Source organism: Minwuia sp. (assembly GCF_048263705.1).
Classification (GTDB): Bacteria; Pseudomonadota; Alphaproteobacteria; order Minwuiales; family Minwuiaceae; genus Minwuia.
In genome coordinates, this window is record NZ_JBLXDV010000001.1 from 104,955 (window position 1) to 123,141 (window position 18,187).

The following is an 18,187-nucleotide window of genomic DNA, read 5'->3' on the forward strand; positions in this document are numbered from 1 at the left end:
AGGTTCATGTGTGGCATTGCCGGATATCTGACACTGGACCGATCCCCGGCCGCGCACCCGGTTGTCGGACGTATGACGGCGGCTATCGCCCATCGCGGTCCGGATGGCGAAGGCACGTATGTCGACGGACCGGTCGGTCTTGGCCATCGGCGGCTTTCGATCATCGACCTGTCAGATGCTGGACGTCAGCCGATGACGGCGCAGGAAGGCCGCTACGCGATTACCTACAATGGTGAGGTCTACAACTTTCAGGAACTGCGCGCCGATCTGCAGGCGTTGGGGCACCAGTTTCATTCGCGTACCGATACCGAGGTTGTTCTGAAGGCTTGGGTCGAATGGGGTGAAGATGCCCTGCTCAAATTCAATGGCATGTTCGCATTCGCAATCTGGGACCGTCGCGAGAAGCAGCTTCTGCTGGCGCGCGACCGCCATGGTGTGAAACCACTCTACTGGACGATTTCCGGCAACACGCTTCTCTTCGGTTCGGAGATCAAGGCGCTGCTGGCGCACGGCAATCTGAAGACCCGCATCGACAAGCCGGGCCTGATGGAATACCTGACCTTCCAGAATTTCTTCTCGGACCGGACGTTGTTCGACGGCGTTCAGATGCTGCCGGCGGCGGCGATTCTGCGTATTGCCGCCGATGATGCGTCGCCGCGGATCAGCCGCTACTGGGATTATCAGTTCACCGAACCCGAAGAGGGTACGCGGCGGTCGCGCGAGGACTACCGAGCGGAACTGGAGCATCTGTTCCAGCAGGCCGTCACACGACAGCTGGTGTCGGATGTACCGGTTTCATCGTATCTCTCAGGCGGCATCGACTCCGGCAGTGTCACGGCTGTGGCGGCCGGGCAATTGCCCCACATGCGCAGCTTCACCGTGGGCTTTGATCTGCATTCGGCGTCCGGGCTTGAGCTGGGCGTCGATGAGCGCAAACCCGCTGAGCACATGTCCTATCTGTTCGGGACCGAGCAGTACGAGATGGTGCTGAAAGCCGGAGACATGGAGCGCGCGATGCCCCATATCATCCGGCACCTGGAAGAGCCCCGCGTCGGCCAGAGCTATCCCAACTACTACGCCGCGGGGCTGGCATCGAAGTTCGGCAAGGTTGTCCTTTCCGGGGCAGGTGGCGACGAGATGTTCGGCGGCTATCCCTGGCGCTATTACCGTGCTGTCGTGAACAGCGACTTCGAGCAGTATATCGACAAGTATTATGCCTACTGGCACCGCCTGATGCCGAACTCGATTCTGAAGAAGCTGCTTGCGCCCGTGATTGGCGATGTTGAGCACATCATGACGCGGGATATCTTCCGTGACGTCTTCGACGGTCACGCCGATCGCCTCACGCGGCCCGAGGACTACATCAATCATTCGCTCTACATGGAGGCCAAGACCTTCATGCACGGCCTGCTGGTGGTCGAGGACAAGCTGTCGATGGCGCACGGTCTGGAGACCCGGGTGCCGTTTCTGGACAATGACCTGGTCGATTTCGCCATGCAACTGCCGGTCAGCATGAAGCTGGGAAATCTGGGCGAAGTCGTGCGGCTGAACGAGAATGAACCCGGTCGCAAGACGCGGAAATATTTCGAAAAGACCAAGGACGGCAAACTGCTGATGCGCGAGGCCATGCGCGCCTTTCTGCCCGACGACATCGTCGACCGCGAGAAGCAGGGGTTCTCGGCACCAGATGCAAGCTGGTTCCGGGGCGAGAGCATCGAATATGTCCGCCGCCGCCTGCTGGAACGCCGTCCGCGCGTTGCCGAGATCTTCGATCTGGACGTGATGCGCGGGCTGGTCGACGAGCACCTTGATGGCAAACAGAATCGCCGCCTTCTGATATGGTCTCTGCTGTATCTGGAACAGTGGTGCGAAACCTATCTCGATTGACCCCTGACGAAGACTGGAAATGGAAGCGACATGAGCAGCGAAAAGAGAACTCCTGAAGAGGTGCGGGCCTATTGGACCGATGCGGCAACGAAGTCGGTCGATCAGGATGGGCTGCGCCCGACGGCCCGTGATCCCTTTCTGCAGCAGGCTGTCGAGGATGCCATGGAACGGCTGATCGGTCCGGGTGCACGTCTGCTGGACGTCGGATGCGGAGATGGGGAGTCAACCTGCCGTTTCGCGGTTCGCGCCGCGAACGTGGTCGGCGTCGACTACATTGACGAATATGTCGAACGTTCGGTCAAACTGGCCAAGGACCGAGGGATCACCAATGCGAGCTTCATGACAGGCGACGTACAGGATCTTTCACCCGTGATCGAGAAGCACGGGCTTTTCGACATCGCGACCTCTATCAGATGCCTGATCAATCTGACTGACTGGGACATGCAGAAGCGCGGTCTGCACCAGATCGCGTCCTGCGTGAAACCGGGTGGTCTTTATGTCACCTCCGAAGGCTGGACCGACGGCGTCGATGGTCTCAACAGGATGCGCGAACGCCGTGGCCTGCCGCCATTCAACGTTGTCGGCTACAACCGCACCATGACAAGGCTCGCTTTCGAGGAGGAAGCCCGCGAGGACTTCATCATCGAAGATTATGTCAGTCTTGGATTCTACATCTTCATGTCTCGCGTGTTCCAGCCGGCCTTCACCGCGCCCGAACAGCCACGGCACGATCATGACATCAACCGGATTGCCGCCGACCTGCAGAACATGCCGGAGATGCGCGGCGTCTTCGATTCCTGCGACTATGCCGGTGTCTATGTGCTGAGACGGAAAGGCTGACGGTTTGATCAATCGGTCGTTCAAGCCGCTCGAACGACGGACATCTGACCGATGCCGAGCCTGAAAACCGGACTCCGTTCTGTCGCGCGCTGGGGGATCTCAAAGTCTCCAGCAGCACTGCTCTTGCTGATGCGTGGCGCACAGCGGCTGCCCGGGCGCTTGCATGGTCGTCGAGTTGCCCTGTCGCGTGGGATCGCGCGCCAGGCCGACCGCCGCCGCGTTCGGGCCTGGCTGGCAGCAGGTGGAGAGGCTTCAGCAGCCGATTTTCGCGAACGGTTGCGGGCTATCAGCGAACCGGGCGTGGCCGCGCTCGTGTCCGCCATTGCCGGAGCGCGAATCGCATTGGCGATCCGCAATCGGACGCTTCTGATGTTTGCGTTCGGTGAAAACCACGGGGATGAGGCAGGGCGTGGCGAAGACCCGCTTCTGATCATGCGTCACATTCGCGATGACGCCGTGGATGAGTTGGTGATTGTCATGGATGGCAGCTATCAGCGCGCCGACTGGCTGCTGGAGGAAATCAGACGCGCTCCCGGTGACGCGTGTGCGTGGTTTTCGGAGAACCGGTGCACCGAGGGCATTTTGACGGCACGCTATTTCGATCATCTGTCGGAACTGATCCGCAAACCTCATCTGCTCGACCTTCATGCCGCGGCGGGCGACGGCGGCCACGACCGATCGATATTCCCGTTCAATCAGCCCGACGTGCTGCCGCCATTGCTTCCGGCGCAGGTCCGGCAGCGGACCGCGCTTTTCCTGCACAACAGTTATTATCACTTCAATCATTTGTCCGATGGTCTGAAGCAGCGCGGGTGGGAGACACTGACGGTTTCGGTTGAATCGCCGCAGTCCGCCAGTCAGCAATTCTATCACGGCGAGGACATGAACCTGTTCGACCCGGACCCGGCGGTCATGGATCAGAAGCTGAGCGCCTTCTTCCAGACGGTGCCGGAACGTTTTGGCGCGATGCATTTCTACGGGTCTGGCAATGCGAGTTTCAATCCCCGCAGCTTTGAACGGTCTGCGCGACCGACACAGCTCCCATGGGATTTTCTGGAACTGCGACGTCACCGGACCGTCATCGGCTACATGCCGAGCGGTTGCATGGATGGCGGGTTGCAGTCGTCGGTGCGTGACCTGACCGGTGGCCTGTGCAGCAAATGCGTCTGGGAGAAGCGCCCGGACGTCTGCAGCGATGCCCTGAATGGCGCGTGGAACCGAAAGCTGCTGCACATCTGTGACTGGATCGGCCTGGAGGCGGACCTGGCGACGACCGAGCGGGTGACGCCAAAAACGGTCTATGGCCCCGTGGCAACGGCGATTGATGCCGCACGCTGGTCACCCGGAATAGACGTGTCCGCAGACATGCGAATCGATCGGGCACCTGACGAGATCCTGATCTATCACGCGGTCGGCAACTATCAGGCCCGCAGGCACGGAGGCCGGGACATCAAGGGTACCGGAGCCGTTTTCGCCGCGATCGAACGGCTGAAACAGGAGGGATTGCCCGTTCGCCTGATCTTTGCGCATGACATTCCCAGTTCGCATGTCCGGTTCCTGCAGGTGCAGGCCGATATTGTCGTGGACCAGCTCAACTATGGCCGCTATGGCGCGAATGCCCGCGAAGCCATGATGCTGGGGCGACCGACGATCTGCCGGTTGGATGCGAATCAGGCGGCACCGCAGTCACCGCTGCGTGCCATCGCCGATGCGCCGTTGATCGATGCCGACGAGGACAGTCTGCACGAGCGACTCAGGGAGCTTGTGCTGCATCGGGAACTGCGCGACATGTTCGGCGCGCGCGCCCGGAAATATGCCGTCGCCTGGTTTTCGTCGGATGCCTGTGCCGCGCGCTACGAAAGGGTGATCGAACGTATTCGCGAAGGGCTGCCGCCCGAGGCGGAAGAGCTCTATCCCCACGACTGGGCGGACTGAGCTTGTGGCAGACCATCGGATAGGCTAGTCGCTCGGCTCATGACCCATATCGTCGCCATCCATCAGCCGAACTTCTTTCCGTGGCTGGGCTATTTCGACAAGATCCGGCGCGCGGACACTTTCGTTTTTCTGGATGCGGTCGATTACCCTCGATCCGGGTCGAAGGGCATGGGGTCATGGACCAATCGCGTGCGCATCGATGTCCAGGGACAGCCGCACTGGATCAACTGCCCGCTGCAGCGGCTGGGCGCGAATCATCCCATCAACGCCTACCAGATTGATGATCGGCAGCCCTGGCGGAAGAAGTTGCTGAAGACGCTGCGCGCCAGCTATGGACGCAGTCCGAATTTCGATGATGCATTTGCCCTGCTGGAACCCCTGATCGCTGATGGTCCCGCAGGTCTGGCGGATTTCAACATCGCAGCAATCAAGACTCTTGCAGGTCATCTTGGCTGTCAGGCGACCTTCGTGCGTCAGTCGGAAATGGCCGTCGAGGGCAAGGCGACCGCGCTTCTGATTGCACTGGTCAAGTCCGCAGGCGGCGACGCCTATCTGGCGGGGGGCGGTGCGGATGGATATCAGGAAGACGGGTTGTTCGCTGAGAAGGGCGTTGACCTGGTTTACCAGAACTTCAGTCCCGCGCCGTACGGCCCTGCCGAGAGCTACCTTCCCGGTCTGTCGGTGATTGACTACCTTATGCGGGACGGCAGCCCGCTCTCAGCGCGCGAACAGGCAGGGGACCAATGATCCAAGGTGACATCGTAGCACTGACCGAGATGCGAAGTCCGGATTCGGAAACCTTGTTCGGATGGATCAATACGCCCGAGACGGTGCGGATGAACGCGCCCTACAGCCCCGTGCACCAGCCTGGACACGAAGCCTGGATGGCGGCTCTGGGTGCCGACCCCGCGCGGGTTGTTTTCGCCATTCGGGACGGAACCGGAGAGCGGCTGCTTGGCATGGTTCAACTGATCGACCTGCATCCGGTCCACCGGTCCGCTGAACTGATCATTCGCATCGGCGAAGAAGGCGAGCGCGGCAAGGGGGCCGGAAGCGAGGCGGTTCGGTTGGCAGTGGAATATGCCTTCCACGATCGAAACCTGCAGCGTGTGTGGCTGACTGTCTTCGCAGACAATGCGCGTGCCATCCGTGCGTATGAAAAAGCCGGGCTGCAGATCGAAGGCACGAAACGGCGCGCCTATTTCATCGACGGGCAATGGCGGGACGGGCTGATCATGGCGGTGCTCCGGGACCATGTCTGAGCGGGACTGGCAGTTGTCCGACTTTCAGGACTTCACCGAGGATGGCTTTCGCACCCTGCTCAAGGCGCTGGCGCGAGGCGGATATCGCTTCGCGGCCTATGGCGATGCAGCAGACGACCGGCATGTGATCTGGCGCCATGATATCGACATGTCGGTACATCGCGCGGCGCGGCTTGCGCAGATCGAGGCGGAAGAGGGGGCATTTGCCACCTATCTCGTCAATCCGCGATGCGACTTCTACAATGTTCTGGAACCAGCCATCTCGGACCTTCTGCGCGGCATCCGTGATCTGGGGCACGAGATCGGTCTGCATTTCGACAGCACCCGATTTGGCGACACGACCTGGACGAGAACAACATTGGTAGCGACGCTGAAGAAGGAAAAGGCGTTGCTCGAGACCATCCTGGAACATCCGGTTCGAGTCGTGAGCTGGCACAATCCGAGCCTCTCAAATCTGATGGACTTCGAAGACGAGGAAATTGGGGGGCTGTGCAGTGCCTACAGCGGGCCGTTGCGCCGCGATTACACCTATTGCTCCGATTCGAACGGATACTGGCGGTTCCGCCCAATGGGAGAGGTGATCGGTGAAGGTCATGAGAAACTGCATCTCCTGACTCATCCCGTCTGGTGGACGCCGGAGGTGATGACGCCGTCGGATCGGATCGACCGCGCGATTCAGGGCAGGGCCGACCGGATCCGGGCGGACTACGATCACATTCTTGGACGGTCAGGACGCGAGAACGTGGGTAGCGGCATCAATGGAACCCGCTAGGGTCGGTCTGGGCCAACTCGCTTCAAGCTCGGTCGTCTATGGCGTCGGCGGTGTCGTGCAGAGATTTCTGGCGTTTCTTCTGCTACCCTTTTTTACCGATGTCCTGACACCCGTCGAATATGGCGTTTTGGCGCTTGTGGGCGTGGTTCAGATCGGACTGTCGACGATCTTCAGCCTCGGCACTGGCAATTCCATCGCGGTGCTCTATTTTCGCGCCGAAGCATCCGCACGGCAGGCAATCATCTGGTCATGTGCGCTCGTGTTGCTGGTTATTGGCGCGCTGAATTTCGCCGTGCTGTTCTATATCTCGCCGTCGATCAGCACACTCGTTTTTGAAACGTCTGAACATGCTGGTCTGCTGCGCATTGCCTTCGCCAGCCTTGTCGTCGCAACCCTGTCCGAGCCGTTTCTGAACTACCTGCGCATGGAACAACGGCCGATGACCTTCGTGAAGCTGACCATCGCCGGCAGCGGTGCCGGCCTTCTCGCAAGTGTTGTCTTCGTCATTCATCTGCAATGGGGGGCGGCGGGGATGTTGCTCGGGACGTTGCTCGGGCATGCGTTCACCATTCTGCTGATTGCCGCAACCGTGGCTCCGCGCATGCGGTTTGCCCTGAACATTTCCATGTGCTGGCCGCTGATCGCGATCGGTTTTCCGTCGATTTTTGGTCAGTTCGCATTTTTGCTGATCGATTATGCCGACCGTCAGATGCTGCAGCGGATGGCCGGCCTCGACCAGGCGGGAATCTATGCCGTCGGCTACAGTATCGGCATGATCATGATTGTCTTCGTCGGTGCGTTCGGGTCGGCATGGCCGCCTTTTTTCGCGTCATATATCGAAAGGCAGTCGGAAGCGCTGGAGGTCTTCGCCCGGGTCCTGCGGCTCTTTCTGGCGCTTTTCGGCTGGCTGACCCTGGGGATGTTCGCCGCCGCCGCACCGATCGTCACGCTCATGACGGCACCTGAATTTCATGCGGGCTGGGCTGTCGTCGGACTTGTCGCCGCAGGCTTCATGCTGAAGGGCTGCTATCTGATCTTCCTGCCGGGTCTGTATTACAACAGGAAACTCTGGCTACAGTCGCTGATCGAATGGATCGCGGCCTTCGCCAATCTTGGACTGAATTTCTGGCTCATCCCGCGTCTTGGTATCGTCGGTGCGGCGCTGGCCACAATCCTGAGCTACTTCGTTCTGGCGGCGCTCGCGTGGCTGGCCGGGCGCCATTTCCTGCCCGTGCGCCATGACTGGTGGCGCAACGTGCTGGCGACGGGTGTTCTGTTGTCTTCCGGGGCCGCACTTTTCCTGCTCGGTCAGCGGGGCGGCATGGGTGCGCAGATCGGTTTCGGGGGTGCGATCATGCTGCTGTCGGGGACCGCACTCTGGTTTCTTGTCGTGACATCGGCGGAAAGAGAGGTCGCACTTCAGCGTATCAACGCCCTGATCGGCAAGGTGGCGCGGCTATGACGTTCCTCAGCCCGAAGCTTGTTTCACTCGGTGCCGCGCCATGTGTGGAATAACAGGGTTCCTGACGCTGCCCGACGGGGCACCGCCGGACAATGCGCTCGCCCGCATGATGGCCACGATCGATCATCGCGGTCCGGACAGCAACGGCACGTTCTGCAAGCCTGAGCACGGTCTGCATCTGGGGCACACGCGGCTGGCCATTGTCGATCTTTCCGAAGCCGGTGCGCAGCCAATGACATCGCACAGCGGTCGTTACACCATTGTCCTGAACGGCGAGATATACAATTTCCGGGAACTGCGGGCTGAACTCGAAACGGCCGTACCCGTCCGGTGGCGCGGTACATCGGATACGGAAGTCCTGCTGGAGATATTCGAACGCAACGGCATTCATGTCGGTCTGCAGCGTGCCGAAGGCATGTTCGCGCTGGCGCTCTGGGACAATCAGGAGAAGGCGCTTTATCTGGCCCGTGACAGGTTCGGCGAGAAGGGGCTTTATGTCGGCCAGGTCGGTAGCACGATCCTGTTCGGATCCGAACTGGGCGCGGTGATGGCCTATCCCGGATTTCGGGGTGACGGCGACAGCAATGCCACCGATCTTTTTCTGGCGCTGAGCTACGTGCCTGAACCTCACACACCGTTCCTGAATGTCCGGAAGCTGCCGCCCGGTACATTTGCCAGGTTCGATCAGGCCCATCGCGACCTGCAACCCGTTTCGTACTGGGACGCGTTCGAGGTTGCTGCCACCGCCCGCAGTTCGGACACCGATCTGACAGGCATCGAGGATCGGATCGAGCAACGGCTGCGGCAGGTGATCCGCAATCAGATGATCGCCGACGTTCCGCTGGGGGCGTTTCTGTCCGGCGGTATCGATTCCTCCCTGATCGTTGCCTTGATGCAGGAAGAAAGCGACCGGCCGGTGAATACATTCACCATCGGTTTCACCGACAAGGCCTATGACGAATCTTCTGACGCGCGCGCGGTGGCCGAACATCTTGGCACCAGCCACACCGAAGTCATGCTCGACTGGACCGATGCACTGGACATCGTGGAACGGTTGCCGGACATGTACAGCGAGCCGTTTGCCGATTCATCCCAGCTTCCCACGCATCTGGTGTCGGCAGTGGCTCGTCGCTCAGTGACCGTTGCTCTGTCCGGCGATGCGGGGGACGAGGTGTTCGGCGGATACAACCGACATGTCCTGGCAGGCCGGTACGAACGGATCAGATCGCGGTTGCCCGCGGCGCTGCGGAAAGGAGTGGGCAAGGCACTGCTTGCTGCAAGCCAGCCCCGGTTCGATCGGGTGACGCGCGGACTCATGTCAGTTGCAGGCAATGGGAGGCTCCGGCTACCGACGGAAAAGCTGAGCAAGGCCGGGGCGGCTCTGGCGGCGGAGCGTGATCTGGATCTCTACCTCCATCTGGTGCGTCGTGATGCGCATTGCGTCGGCGGTGCGGCGTCAGAGCGCCATTTTGAAGCGTTGGCTAGACGTGCCGAACTGCAGGGTCTGTCGCTCTCTGAATTCATGATGCTGATGGATACGGTCACCTATCTACCGGGCGACATCCTTCACAAGGTCGACCGGGCGGCCATGTCCGTCTCTCTGGAGACGCGCGTGCCCTATCTGGATCACCGGCTGTTCGAACTGGCCTGGTCGATGCCCATCGCGCACCGGATCCGAAACGGTGAAGGCAAGTTCGTCCTTCGGAATCTGCTGGCCAAGCGCCTTCCTCGGCACCTGTTCGAGCGGCCCAAGGCTGGCTTCGGCGTGCCAATCGAAAGCTGGTTAAAAGGCCCCCTGAAGGACTGGATGAGTGACCTCGTCTCCGCGTATGCTGCTGCGGAGCCGCGCCATGCCGCGATCGTTCTGTCGGCGCGCGACGACTTCCTCGCGGGCCGGGGCCATTTGCATCATTTCATCTGGAACGTGGTCATGCTGCAGGCGTGGAAGACACGCCACGGCTTCTGATCTGACCGATCAGGCGACCAGTTCAGCGATCCGGGTCATGCGATGGGCGTGGGTATGCTCGGCCAGGACGTATTCATGCGTTCGCCTGACCATCGCCTTGCGCTCGGTTTCGTCCCGCATACGGGCGACCGCGTCGTGGATGTTGCTCAAGTCCACTTTAACAGGAATGTAGTGTTCATCGGCCTGCAGGATATCGTTGTAGCGGCCTTCGATCATGATCTGGCAGGTCATGGTGCCGATGGCGTCGAAATGTCTGGACGAAATACATTTTCCGCTGACTTCCGGCGGAAACGGCTTGGTGTCGAAGAACAGACGCCGGACCTCTTCGAAATCCTTCTCGTCGCCGATCAGCGACTCGTGCCGGATCAGGCCTGATTTCAGACGCTTGACCAACGCCTGACGCATTGACCATGGCAGCATGTGCGCCAGGCGGCGAAGCCATGAGTTGGATGAGATGGTGATTCCGCCCGAACGACGCGCCTTCAGCCATGCTGTGATCGCATTCAGGGTCGCATCATCCCGTTCGATCCAGTAGCCACCGGCCTCGTTGCTGATGGTGGCTTTGCTGGCATTCAGAAAGGCCGCCCATTCGGCGCGATCCATCCGGCTCTCTGTACTCAGATCGAGTGTCAGATCCATATTTTCGCCATGACGTTGGAAATGATCAATCAGCCTGTTGCGATCGTCGTCGCCCAGAAACACCGACGGATACCGGAAGGAACGCAGTCCGATATCGATGGGGCGGTTGTCCAGGGGGCCGGGCCGAAACGCCTCCGGGTTCAGCGCATGCGGCACTGCAGCAGCACGTGCGCCCGTCCCCGCATAGAGAAACGCGCCCGCCTCGGCGAGCAGCTGTGTCCCGACGACATCGGCATTTATCCGTGTGAGGTAATCGATCTTTGGTGCCATCGGTGCGCCGGGAAGATTCACCTCGTTGCCGACAAAGGAGAACAGCTTTCCCTTCCGCGACTGCAGCGCGCCGACAATCATGTTGGCGTAGAGCAGATGATCGGCGTTCACCGAATGCAGCATCGCGATCAGGTCGAATTCGCCAACCCGGCGCATGAAGTCTTCCCGTGGTCCGCCGACCGCGATGTTGAACGTGGTCGTGTCGAACGCGGGTGCATTCACGAAAGCATCACGCCAGTCATCATAGTAGGACGCGCGGCTGCCGTATTCACAATAGAGAACGGCGGTCTTCACGCCAGATACCTGTCGATCTCGGCAACGATCCGGTCAGCCGCACGACCGTCCCCATACTCTGCAATATCCTTGCGCGGCAGGTAGTCCGGGTTCTGCCAGAGCCGGTTCCAGCCGTTCTGCACCGTCTCCACCCATTCGGTCTCATCGCGCAGGGTGACGCATGGCTTGCGGTGGAAATAGGCTTCCTTCTGAAGGCCGCCTGAATCCGTGAACACGTCAGTTGCGCCGCTGAGCAGACGGTTCATGTCGAGATAGCCGACCGGGTCGCAAAGCAGTATGCCGTCGAAATCCAGCCCGAACCGGTCGGCAGCAGCACGCGTGCGCGGATGCAGAGGCCACACGACTGGCCGCCGTCCGGCTTCGGCCTTCAACCAGTCAAGAACGGCGGACAGGTGATCGGCGCTGTCGGTATTCTCGGCGCGATGGATGGTAGCCAGGGCATAACTGCCGGGCGTCAGCGCGAGGGTCTGCAGGATATCGGAATGCTGCTTTGCCTTTTCGATCGCGAACAGCGTGGAATCGAACATGACATCGCCGACATTGTGCACGCCGCTCGTGATCCCTTCGTTGGATAGATTGTCGACGGCCGCAATTGTGGGACAGAACAGCAGGCTGCTCACATGGTCAGCCACGACACGGTTGATCTCTTCGGGCATCGCCCGGTTGAAGGATCGAAGGCCGGCCTCGACATGGGCGACCGGAATGTTGAGCTTGGCCGCGGCAAGAGCGGCCGCCAGCGTAGAGTTGGTGTCGCCGTAGATGAGCACCAGATCGGCGCGCTCGTCCTGCATCACATGTTCGAGGCCGGCAAGCATGCGGCCGGTCATCTCGCCGTGTGAGCCACCGTGAATGTCCAGGTTATGCGCCGGTTTCGGAATTTCCAGTTCGTCAAAGAAGATGTCCGACATCCCGGCGTCGAAATGCTGACCTGTATGAACCATTACCTCGTTCAGGCCCTGAACCCTGCCGAAGGCACGACTGACCGCAGCCGCCTTGATGAACTGCGGCCGTGCGCCGACGACGGTGAGGACGCGCTTTGTCATATCAACGCGGCGTGTCGCCGGTGAGGTGGGTCATGAAGTAGTCGTGCTGGCGCATGCAGCGTTCGATGGTTTCACGGTTCTGCCGTGTCCACGCGACGGTCTTTTCCAGTCCTTCGCGCAGGGAAGTGCGCGCTTCGAAGCCGATCTCGCGCCGGGACTTTTCCGTTGAACCGAAGCGGCAGCCGGACCGGTCCCAGGGGCGGGCCGGGCGGATCTCCATCTCGACCGGGTTGCCGGTCAGGTCATTGATGGTCTCCGCCAGTTCACGGATCGTGGTTTCGACACCGGACGCCAGATTGTAGTTCTCGCCGGGCTGACCGTGTTTGGCGGCGCACATCAAGCCCCGTGCCATGTCCTCGACGAAGATGAAGTCGCGCGTGGTCTGCCCCCCGTTGTCGAGACCCAGCGTCTCGTTGTTCAGGGATTTCCAGACAAAAGTCGGCGTCACGTTGCGCCAGACCGTGTGCGGGGTCCCCCGCCAGCGTCCTGCCCCCAGGATTTCGCGCGGACCGAACACATTCTGGAAGCGGGCCTTCACGACGGGAAGCTGATGCTGCAGGAAGTAGTAATTGCCATAAAGTTCCCCGACCAGCTTGGAGATCGAGTAGGGACTGTCATGGAACAGTGATACCGGCGCGTCTTCCGTGGTTGCACTGGCGTCGTCATAGGTCTTCTCGGCCACAGCGCAGCCCGCCGCAGCGTAGACCACCTTCGTAAGGGACCTGATGTCCTTCAACCGCTCGAAGAGCTTCAGCGAGGTCAGCGTGTTGTTTTCGTGGTCTGCCAGCGGATCGTGGATCGACGACTGATTGCCGTGATAGCAGGACAAGTGCCAGACATAATCCAGATCCTCCGGCAGGGCCTTCAGGATCGTGTCGTCTGTGATCGACCCGAACACGAAGGTCACCCGCGGGTCGTCGGGCACATTCGAGATGTCCGAGGACAGCAGATTGTCGACGATGATGATCTCGCGCGGGTCAGTGTCCAGCAGCGCGGCGACCAGATTGCTGCCCACGAACCCGGCGCCGCCAACAACCATCAGCTTCTTGCCCGCGAAGGTGGAGAAATCGGTCTCTATATCCATCATTGTGCTGCTCTTTGTGTCTGAAGACAGGTCAGCCGCTGGTCGTATCCAGCGGCTTGTAGGCCTCGATATACAGGTTCCAACCCAGCCGCCGGGCGAAGAAATTGTCGCTGCTCCGCGGCAGGACGGGCTTCAGCAGACGGGCCAGCGGGGGGATCAGCAGAAGTTGCTTCCAGCTCAACTGGTTCAGCCTGAAGCGATGCCGTTCGAAAGCCGAAAAAAGGTCCTTCGCCTCGGCTTTGCTGTACACCAGCGCCAGCGGACAGTCGTCGCCGTCGTTCATGTTCAGCGCCTGTTGCTGTGTCTTGCCCCGGTACTTCGGATGCACAAGCCGCTTCAGCCGGATGATCACAATCGTTTTCCAACTGTAGCGATAATAGAGCATGGCGATCAGCTTGCCGCCCGGTTTGAGCACACGATACATCTCGGCGACCATCGGGGACGGGTCCTCGATATGATGCAGCACCCCCATCGAACAGGCGATGTCGAAATGATTATCGGGGAAAGGCAGCTTCTCGCCATCTGTGGTTTGAAAACTACCCTCCAGACCGGCCAGTTCGAACCGCCGACGACTCAGTTCGATGGCTTTGGGTGTGATGTCGACGCCCTCGACTTCCGCCCCGTGCATGGCATAGCGCGACAGCACGTAGCCATTGCCGCAACCGACATCCAGCACGCGCTTGCCTGCGGACGTCGAATAGCCATGGATCATGTCGGAATAGTCGTAGGCCTCGCAGTCGTCATCCTCGCGAATGGCATCGAAGCGGGCGTAGAATTCCGGTGTGCCGGGTTCAGCCGCAATGCCTTCGGCGGCGACCGGGTTGCCGTCCCAGAACGAGCGAACCTCGTCGTTGCTGACCGACTGCGATGATTCAGTGGTACGCGTCATTTTTCCGGCGTGGCCAGATGGCTGTAGATCGCGCTGACGCCGTGTTTGTCATACCAGGTCAGCATCTTCCGGATCGTCTCGTCGAAGCCCACAGCCGCCTTCCAGCCGAACGCGGTCTCTGTGGCTGTCGGATCCAGCACGACGGCGGGCACATCGTCATCGCCGGGCGGAACGACGGGGACCGGCTGGTCGAGACTGATGCCCAGATAATCCACGACGGTGTCGAAGATGTCCTTGATCGAATGGCCCTGACCGGTCGAGACGTTGAAGATGCCTGTCGGCGCTTCCGCTTCCAGCACGATGTCCATAAGCGACAGGAAATCGCTCATGTCGAGGAAGTCGCGGACGGTGTCCGAACAGAAGCAGCCCTTGCCCTCTCGCAGCCGCGTGTAAAAGGTCGGGATCGGTCCGATGGCCAGCCGAGGGCCGGTTACATTGGCCAGCCGCAGCGAAACATGGGGCAGATCCGACATGGCCAGATACTGCTCACCCGCTGTCTTTGAAATACCGTAGCTGGTGAAGGGCGCGGTGGGGGCGGTCACGGGAATAGGCACCTGCGAGGGGCGTCCGTAGCACAAAGCTGTCTGGAAATTGACGAACCTCTGGACACCGGCTTTTGCTGCGGCGTTCACGACATGGATGGTGCCTGTCACGTTGGTCGTGGCGTCCTCCAGCCAGTTGTCGGGCTCCTTGTAGGCGGCGGCACTGTGGATGACATGTGTCGGTAAGAAGTCTGCAAAACAGCGGTCCACCAGCACGGGATCGGCGACCGATCCCTCCACGACTTCCAGACCGTCCATCTCCGGCACCACTTCGCGCCGTCCGGTCGCGAAATTGTCGATGACCAGAATCTCGTGACCCTGCGGCAGGTAGTGCTCGATCAGGTTCGAACCGAGGCATCCTGCGCCCCCTGTGATAAGCAGGCGCATCCGATCACTTCTTCTCTTCGTGTTTCAGATGCGTGTAGCCGCCATGGACGCCGTGTTCAGCGTAATACTCGACACCCCGGCGCACGGTCTCTTCCAGCGGCGTGAAATCCACATCGCCGAAATCCCTGAAGGTGCGCGATGGATCCAGAAGGATACTCTCGGCGTCGTCCGGTCCCAGCTCGCGCACATCCGGTTTCGGATAATCGTTGAGCTTCATCGCCTTCACCACGGCATCATAGAGCTCGATGATCGCGACATCGGTCCCCGACGAGAAATGATAGGCACCGTGACCGGTTCCGTCCGCCGCCTTCACGACGTAGCGCGCCAGGTCGCCGACATAGACGAAGTCGCGGCGTGACTTGGTGACGAAGCACTGCTTGCCCTGGCTCAGACGGTCGAAAAAGATCGGTAACGGTCCGCTGACGTTGCGCGGTCCGATGACGTTCGCCAGCCGGAAAGTGACATAGTCGAGGCCGGACAGACGCAGATACTGCTCGGTGACGGTCTTCGAGATCGAATAGCTGGAATTGTCCGGATCAATCGGGTGATCGAGCGTCACCGGCTGCTCCATCGGCTTCAGGCCATAGCAGAGCGCAGTCTGGAAATAGATGAACCGCCCGACATTGTTCTCCTTGGCGGCCTTGATCAGGTTCGATCCGCCAACCGCGTTCGTCAGCGTGTCGCTGTACCAGTCATCCGGGTCCTTGTAGGACGCGGCGGTATGCACGATCACGTCGGGCTTGAAGTCTCCGATCAACTGATCGACCAGTGGCTTGTCCGCGATCGACCCTTCGACCTGTGTCAGCCGATCCTGGGCCGTCAGATGCTCTGGCCGACCGGTGGCGAAATTGTCGATGCTCAGAACGTCATCGCCGCGCGCCAGCAGGTTCTCGGCCACGTGCGAGCCAACCTGTCCGCAGCCTCCGGTGATCAGGGCTTTCATGCTTCCCTCGCCTTGCAATAGAGGTTCGACACCCGCGTCACGACGCAGGTCCAGATGTCAGCATCTGTCGATATTCGGCTGCCCTATCATGGAATTGCTGATGCCACAATTCCAGACTCAGAAGACCCCACGTCTTGCGGGAGAACTGGCTGGCGTTGCCGAAATTCTTCAACACGGCGTCCTGATTGATGAATTCGCGTGTGCCGGCCTTCGTGCTGCGGAATATGTCCTGCACCATGTCAGACAGTTCGCCGGAGAACCATTCACGCAGAGGGACGGGGAAACCCATCTTGTCGCGGCGCTCGAGAAGGCTCCGTGGCAGTACGTCGGCATAGGTCTGCTTCAGCATGTGTTTCATGTTGCCGTTGGTGAATTTCACGTCGGCGGGAACGGTTGCGGCGAATTCGACCAGTGGATGATCCAGCAGGGGTACGCGACTCTCCAGACCATGCGCCATGCTCATCCGGTCCTCGACCTGCAGCAGCGCCGGCAACAGGCACTTGAAGTCGAAATGGGTCATGCTGTCGAAATAGGCTTCCTTCCGGACATTGTTGTCATTGTTGAAGATCGCGCGGAAATCCTCGAAGACCTTTTCCCGGCCCAGTCCTTCCCATTCGATCTCGCCGTCCATGTCGTTGGAACGATTGACCAGCCGGAAGTAACGGGCATCCAGTTCCCCGAACAGGCCTTCGCGCCAGAACTCCTTGATCAGGGGTTTGTATTCCCGCAGTACGCCCAGGTTCGGAATGATGGATTCCGGTGTCACGACGAAATTGCCGTTCTTGTAGGTGCCGTCGATCGCCGCCTTGATGGCCTGTTCGAAATAGGCAACCACATAGCGCGCATAACCGCCGAAGATCTCGTCGCCGCCCTGACCGCCCAGAACAACCTTCACGTGCTCGCTGGCCAGCTTCGAGACCATGAACTGCGGGAACGACCCGGGTCCGGCGACCGGCACGTCCAGGTGATAGATCACCTTGTCGATATGGTCGCGGAAATCATCTGCTGTGATATCGATCTGATGCAGGGTCGAACCGGCCTTTTCGGCTACGGTTTCCGCGTGTGGGCTTTCGTCGTATCCGGGGAAGCAGGTGAACTTGCCGTGGAAGGCCTGGTCGTTTGCCGGGTCATGCCGCTTCGCCAGCAGTGCAATCAGGCTGGAATCGATGCCGCCCGACAGATAGCTGCCGACGGGCACATCGCTGCGCAGGTGGATGTTGACGGAATCGTCGACCAGCTCTTCCAGCCGGTTGTTGAAGAACGTGGCCGTGTGCTCGAAATCAATCTCGTAGTTCACGTCCCAGTAGCGAGCGATGTGCATCTCACCGTTGCGCACGGTCAGGAACTGACCGGGCAGAAGCTGTTTCACGCCCTCGAACAGGGTTTCCTGCCCGATGGTGTACTGGAACGTCAGATATTCGGCGAAGGCGCTGGCGTTCGTCCGGACATCGGGCAGCATTGGCAGCAATGCCTTGATCTCCGACGCAAAGATCAGCTGTCCATCGACGAGCGTGTAATAGAACGGCTTGATTCCGAAGCGATCCCGCGCGGCCAGCAGGGTCCGGTTCTTCTGATCCCAGAGCGCGAAGGCGAACATGCCGCGCAGATGCTGCAGGCAGTCCGCGCCATGACGGTCATAGGCGGCCAGAATGGTCTCAGTGTCGCTGGCGCTCTGGAAATCCCAGTGACTGGCGAGGGCACGGGTCAGTTCCGGGTAGTTGTAGATCTCGCCGTTATAGGTGATCACCGTGCCGTTTGCGGCCTGCATCGGCTGGGCACCGTGGTCGGTCAGATCGATGATGCTCAAGCGCCGGTGCGCAAAGCCGGACGTCTGCTTCTCATCCATCCAGATGCCGTCACCGTCGGGCCCGCGATGTGCGATCAATCGGCTCATCACTGACAGCTTGCGGTGCAGGTCAGGGACGGGACGACCCTGCAGGTCGACGATGCCGGCGATACCGCACATCGCCTG

General features: G+C 60.3%; 15 protein-coding genes. 8 read left to right on the forward strand and 7 right to left on the reverse strand.

What is annotated here, in order from left to right; genetic code table 11:
* The first annotated feature begins 6 nt into the window (after positions 1-6).
* The 8 genes from asnB (ACN0X7_RS00480) (at position 7) to asnB (ACN0X7_RS00515) (ending at position 10,124) form a co-directional block, all read left to right on the forward strand.
* Positions 7-1,887, forward strand: a complete 1,881-nt coding sequence (gene asnB / locus ACN0X7_RS00480; protein WP_417512971.1) for an asparagine synthase (glutamine-hydrolyzing) — start codon at positions 7-9, stop codon at positions 1,885-1,887.
* Between the two features lie 30 nt (positions 1,888-1,917).
* Positions 1,918-2,727, forward strand: a complete 810-nt coding sequence (locus ACN0X7_RS00485) for a class I SAM-dependent methyltransferase (RefSeq protein WP_417512973.1) — start codon at positions 1,918-1,920, stop codon at positions 2,725-2,727.
* A 369-nt stretch (positions 2,728-3,096) separates the two neighbouring features.
* Positions 3,097-4,662 carry a glycosyltransferase gene (locus tag ACN0X7_RS00490; RefSeq protein ID WP_417512975.1) on the forward strand — a complete coding sequence of 522 codons (1,566 nt, stop codon included), beginning with the start codon at positions 3,097-3,099 and terminating at the stop codon, positions 4,660-4,662.
* A 39-nt stretch (positions 4,663-4,701) separates the two neighbouring features.
* Positions 4,702-5,409, forward strand: a complete 708-nt coding sequence (locus ACN0X7_RS00495; RefSeq protein ID WP_417512977.1) for a WbqC family protein — start codon at positions 4,702-4,704, stop codon at positions 5,407-5,409.
* A complete protein-coding gene (locus ACN0X7_RS00500) occupies positions 5,406-5,924 on the forward strand; it encodes a GNAT family N-acetyltransferase (protein WP_417512979.1) in 519 nt (172 codons plus the stop codon). Before ACN0X7_RS00495 ends, ACN0X7_RS00500 begins: the two co-directional genes overlap by 4 nt.
* Positions 5,917-6,696: a hypothetical protein gene (locus tag ACN0X7_RS00505; RefSeq protein ID WP_417512981.1), complete on the forward strand. Its 780-nt coding sequence runs from the start codon at positions 5,917-5,919 to the stop codon at positions 6,694-6,696. The genes ACN0X7_RS00500 and ACN0X7_RS00505 overlap by 8 nt, the downstream gene beginning before the upstream one ends.
* The gene (locus ACN0X7_RS00510) at positions 6,683-8,158 is read left to right on the forward strand and encodes an oligosaccharide flippase family protein (RefSeq protein ID WP_417512983.1); all 1,476 of its coding nucleotides are present in this window, start codon (positions 6,683-6,685) and stop codon (positions 8,156-8,158) included. Before ACN0X7_RS00505 ends, ACN0X7_RS00510 begins: the two co-directional genes overlap by 14 nt.
* Before the next feature lie 40 nt (positions 8,159-8,198).
* On the forward strand, positions 8,199-10,124 hold the full coding sequence (asnB, locus tag ACN0X7_RS00515; RefSeq protein WP_417512985.1) for an asparagine synthase (glutamine-hydrolyzing): 1,926 nt from the start codon (positions 8,199-8,201) through the stop codon (positions 10,122-10,124).
* A gap of 9 nt (positions 10,125-10,133) precedes the next feature.
* Here asnB (ACN0X7_RS00515) and ACN0X7_RS00520 read toward each other — a convergent pair whose 3' ends face one another.
* Genes ACN0X7_RS00520 through asnB (ACN0X7_RS00550) form a run of 7 tightly spaced genes read right to left on the reverse strand, consistent with a single transcriptional unit; the run spans position 10,134 to position 18,181 of the window.
* Entirely contained in the window at positions 10,134-11,327 is a 1,194-nt protein-coding gene (locus ACN0X7_RS00520) for a glycosyltransferase family protein (RefSeq protein WP_417512987.1), read from the reverse strand.
* Positions 11,324-12,370, reverse strand: coding sequence for a non-hydrolyzing UDP-N-acetylglucosamine 2-epimerase (gene wecB, locus ACN0X7_RS00525; protein WP_417512989.1), 1,047 nt, complete (start codon positions 12,368-12,370; stop codon positions 11,324-11,326). The genes ACN0X7_RS00520 and wecB overlap by 4 nt, the downstream gene beginning before the upstream one ends.
* Before the next feature lies 1 nt (position 12,371).
* Positions 12,372-13,454: an NAD-dependent epimerase/dehydratase family protein gene (locus ACN0X7_RS00530; protein ID WP_417513699.1), complete on the reverse strand. Its 1,083-nt coding sequence runs from the start codon at positions 13,452-13,454 to the stop codon at positions 12,372-12,374.
* Between the two features lie 31 nt (positions 13,455-13,485).
* The gene (locus ACN0X7_RS00535; RefSeq protein WP_417512991.1) at positions 13,486-14,343 is read right to left on the reverse strand and encodes a class I SAM-dependent methyltransferase; all 858 of its coding nucleotides are present in this window, start codon (positions 14,341-14,343) and stop codon (positions 13,486-13,488) included.
* Positions 14,340-15,272: an NAD-dependent epimerase/dehydratase family protein gene (locus tag ACN0X7_RS00540; protein ID WP_417512993.1), complete on the reverse strand. Its 933-nt coding sequence runs from the start codon at positions 15,270-15,272 to the stop codon at positions 14,340-14,342. Before ACN0X7_RS00540 ends, ACN0X7_RS00535 begins: the two co-directional genes overlap by 4 nt.
* A gap of 4 nt (positions 15,273-15,276) precedes the next feature.
* Positions 15,277-16,215 (reverse strand): NAD-dependent epimerase/dehydratase family protein, encoded by a 939-nt coding sequence (locus ACN0X7_RS00545; protein WP_417512995.1) that lies wholly within the window; start codon positions 16,213-16,215, stop codon positions 15,277-15,279.
* A gap of 37 nt (positions 16,216-16,252) precedes the next feature.
* Positions 16,253-18,181 carry an asparagine synthase (glutamine-hydrolyzing) gene (asnB, locus tag ACN0X7_RS00550; protein ID WP_417512997.1) on the reverse strand — a complete coding sequence of 643 codons (1,929 nt, stop codon included), beginning with the start codon at positions 18,179-18,181 and terminating at the stop codon, positions 16,253-16,255.
* Between the last annotated feature and the right edge of the window lie 6 nt (positions 18,182-18,187).

Coding starts and splice junctions, on each gene's coding strand:
- asnB (WP_417512971.1), top strand. CDS start 7: ATGTGTGGCATTGCCGGATATCTGACACTGGACCGATCCCCGGCCGCG.
- ACN0X7_RS00490 (WP_417512975.1), top strand. CDS start 3,097: ATGTTTGCGTTCGGTGAAAACCACGGGGATGAGGCAGGGCGTGGCGAA.
- ACN0X7_RS00500 (WP_417512979.1), top strand. CDS start 5,406: ATGATCCAAGGTGACATCGTAGCACTGACCGAGATGCGAAGTCCGGAT.
- ACN0X7_RS00505 (WP_417512981.1), top strand. CDS start 5,917: ATGTCTGAGCGGGACTGGCAGTTGTCCGACTTTCAGGACTTCACCGAG.
- ACN0X7_RS00510 (WP_417512983.1), top strand. CDS start 6,683: ATGGAACCCGCTAGGGTCGGTCTGGGCCAACTCGCTTCAAGCTCGGTC.
- ACN0X7_RS00535 (WP_417512991.1), bottom strand. CDS start 14,343: ATGACGCGTACCACTGAATCATCGCAGTCGGTCAGCAACGACGAGGTT.
- ACN0X7_RS00545 (WP_417512995.1), bottom strand. CDS start 16,215: ATGAAAGCCCTGATCACCGGAGGCTGCGGACAGGTTGGCTCGCACGTG.
- ACN0X7_RS00485 (WP_417512973.1), top strand. CDS start 1,918: ATGAGCAGCGAAAAGAGAACTCCTGAAGAGGTGCGGGCCTATTGGACC.
- ACN0X7_RS00530 (WP_417513699.1), bottom strand. CDS start 13,454: ATGGATATAGAGACCGATTTCTCCACCTTCGCGGGCAAGAAGCTGATG.
- wecB (WP_417512989.1), bottom strand. CDS start 12,370: ATGACAAAGCGCGTCCTCACCGTCGTCGGCGCACGGCCGCAGTTCATC.
- asnB (WP_417512985.1), top strand. CDS start 8,199: ATGTGTGGAATAACAGGGTTCCTGACGCTGCCCGACGGGGCACCGCCG.
- ACN0X7_RS00495 (WP_417512977.1), top strand. CDS start 4,702: ATGACCCATATCGTCGCCATCCATCAGCCGAACTTCTTTCCGTGGCTG.
- asnB (WP_417512997.1), bottom strand. CDS start 18,181: ATGTGCGGTATCGCCGGCATCGTCGACCTGCAGGGTCGTCCCGTCCCT.
- ACN0X7_RS00540 (WP_417512993.1), bottom strand. CDS start 15,272: ATGCGCCTGCTTATCACAGGGGGCGCAGGATGCCTCGGTTCGAACCTG.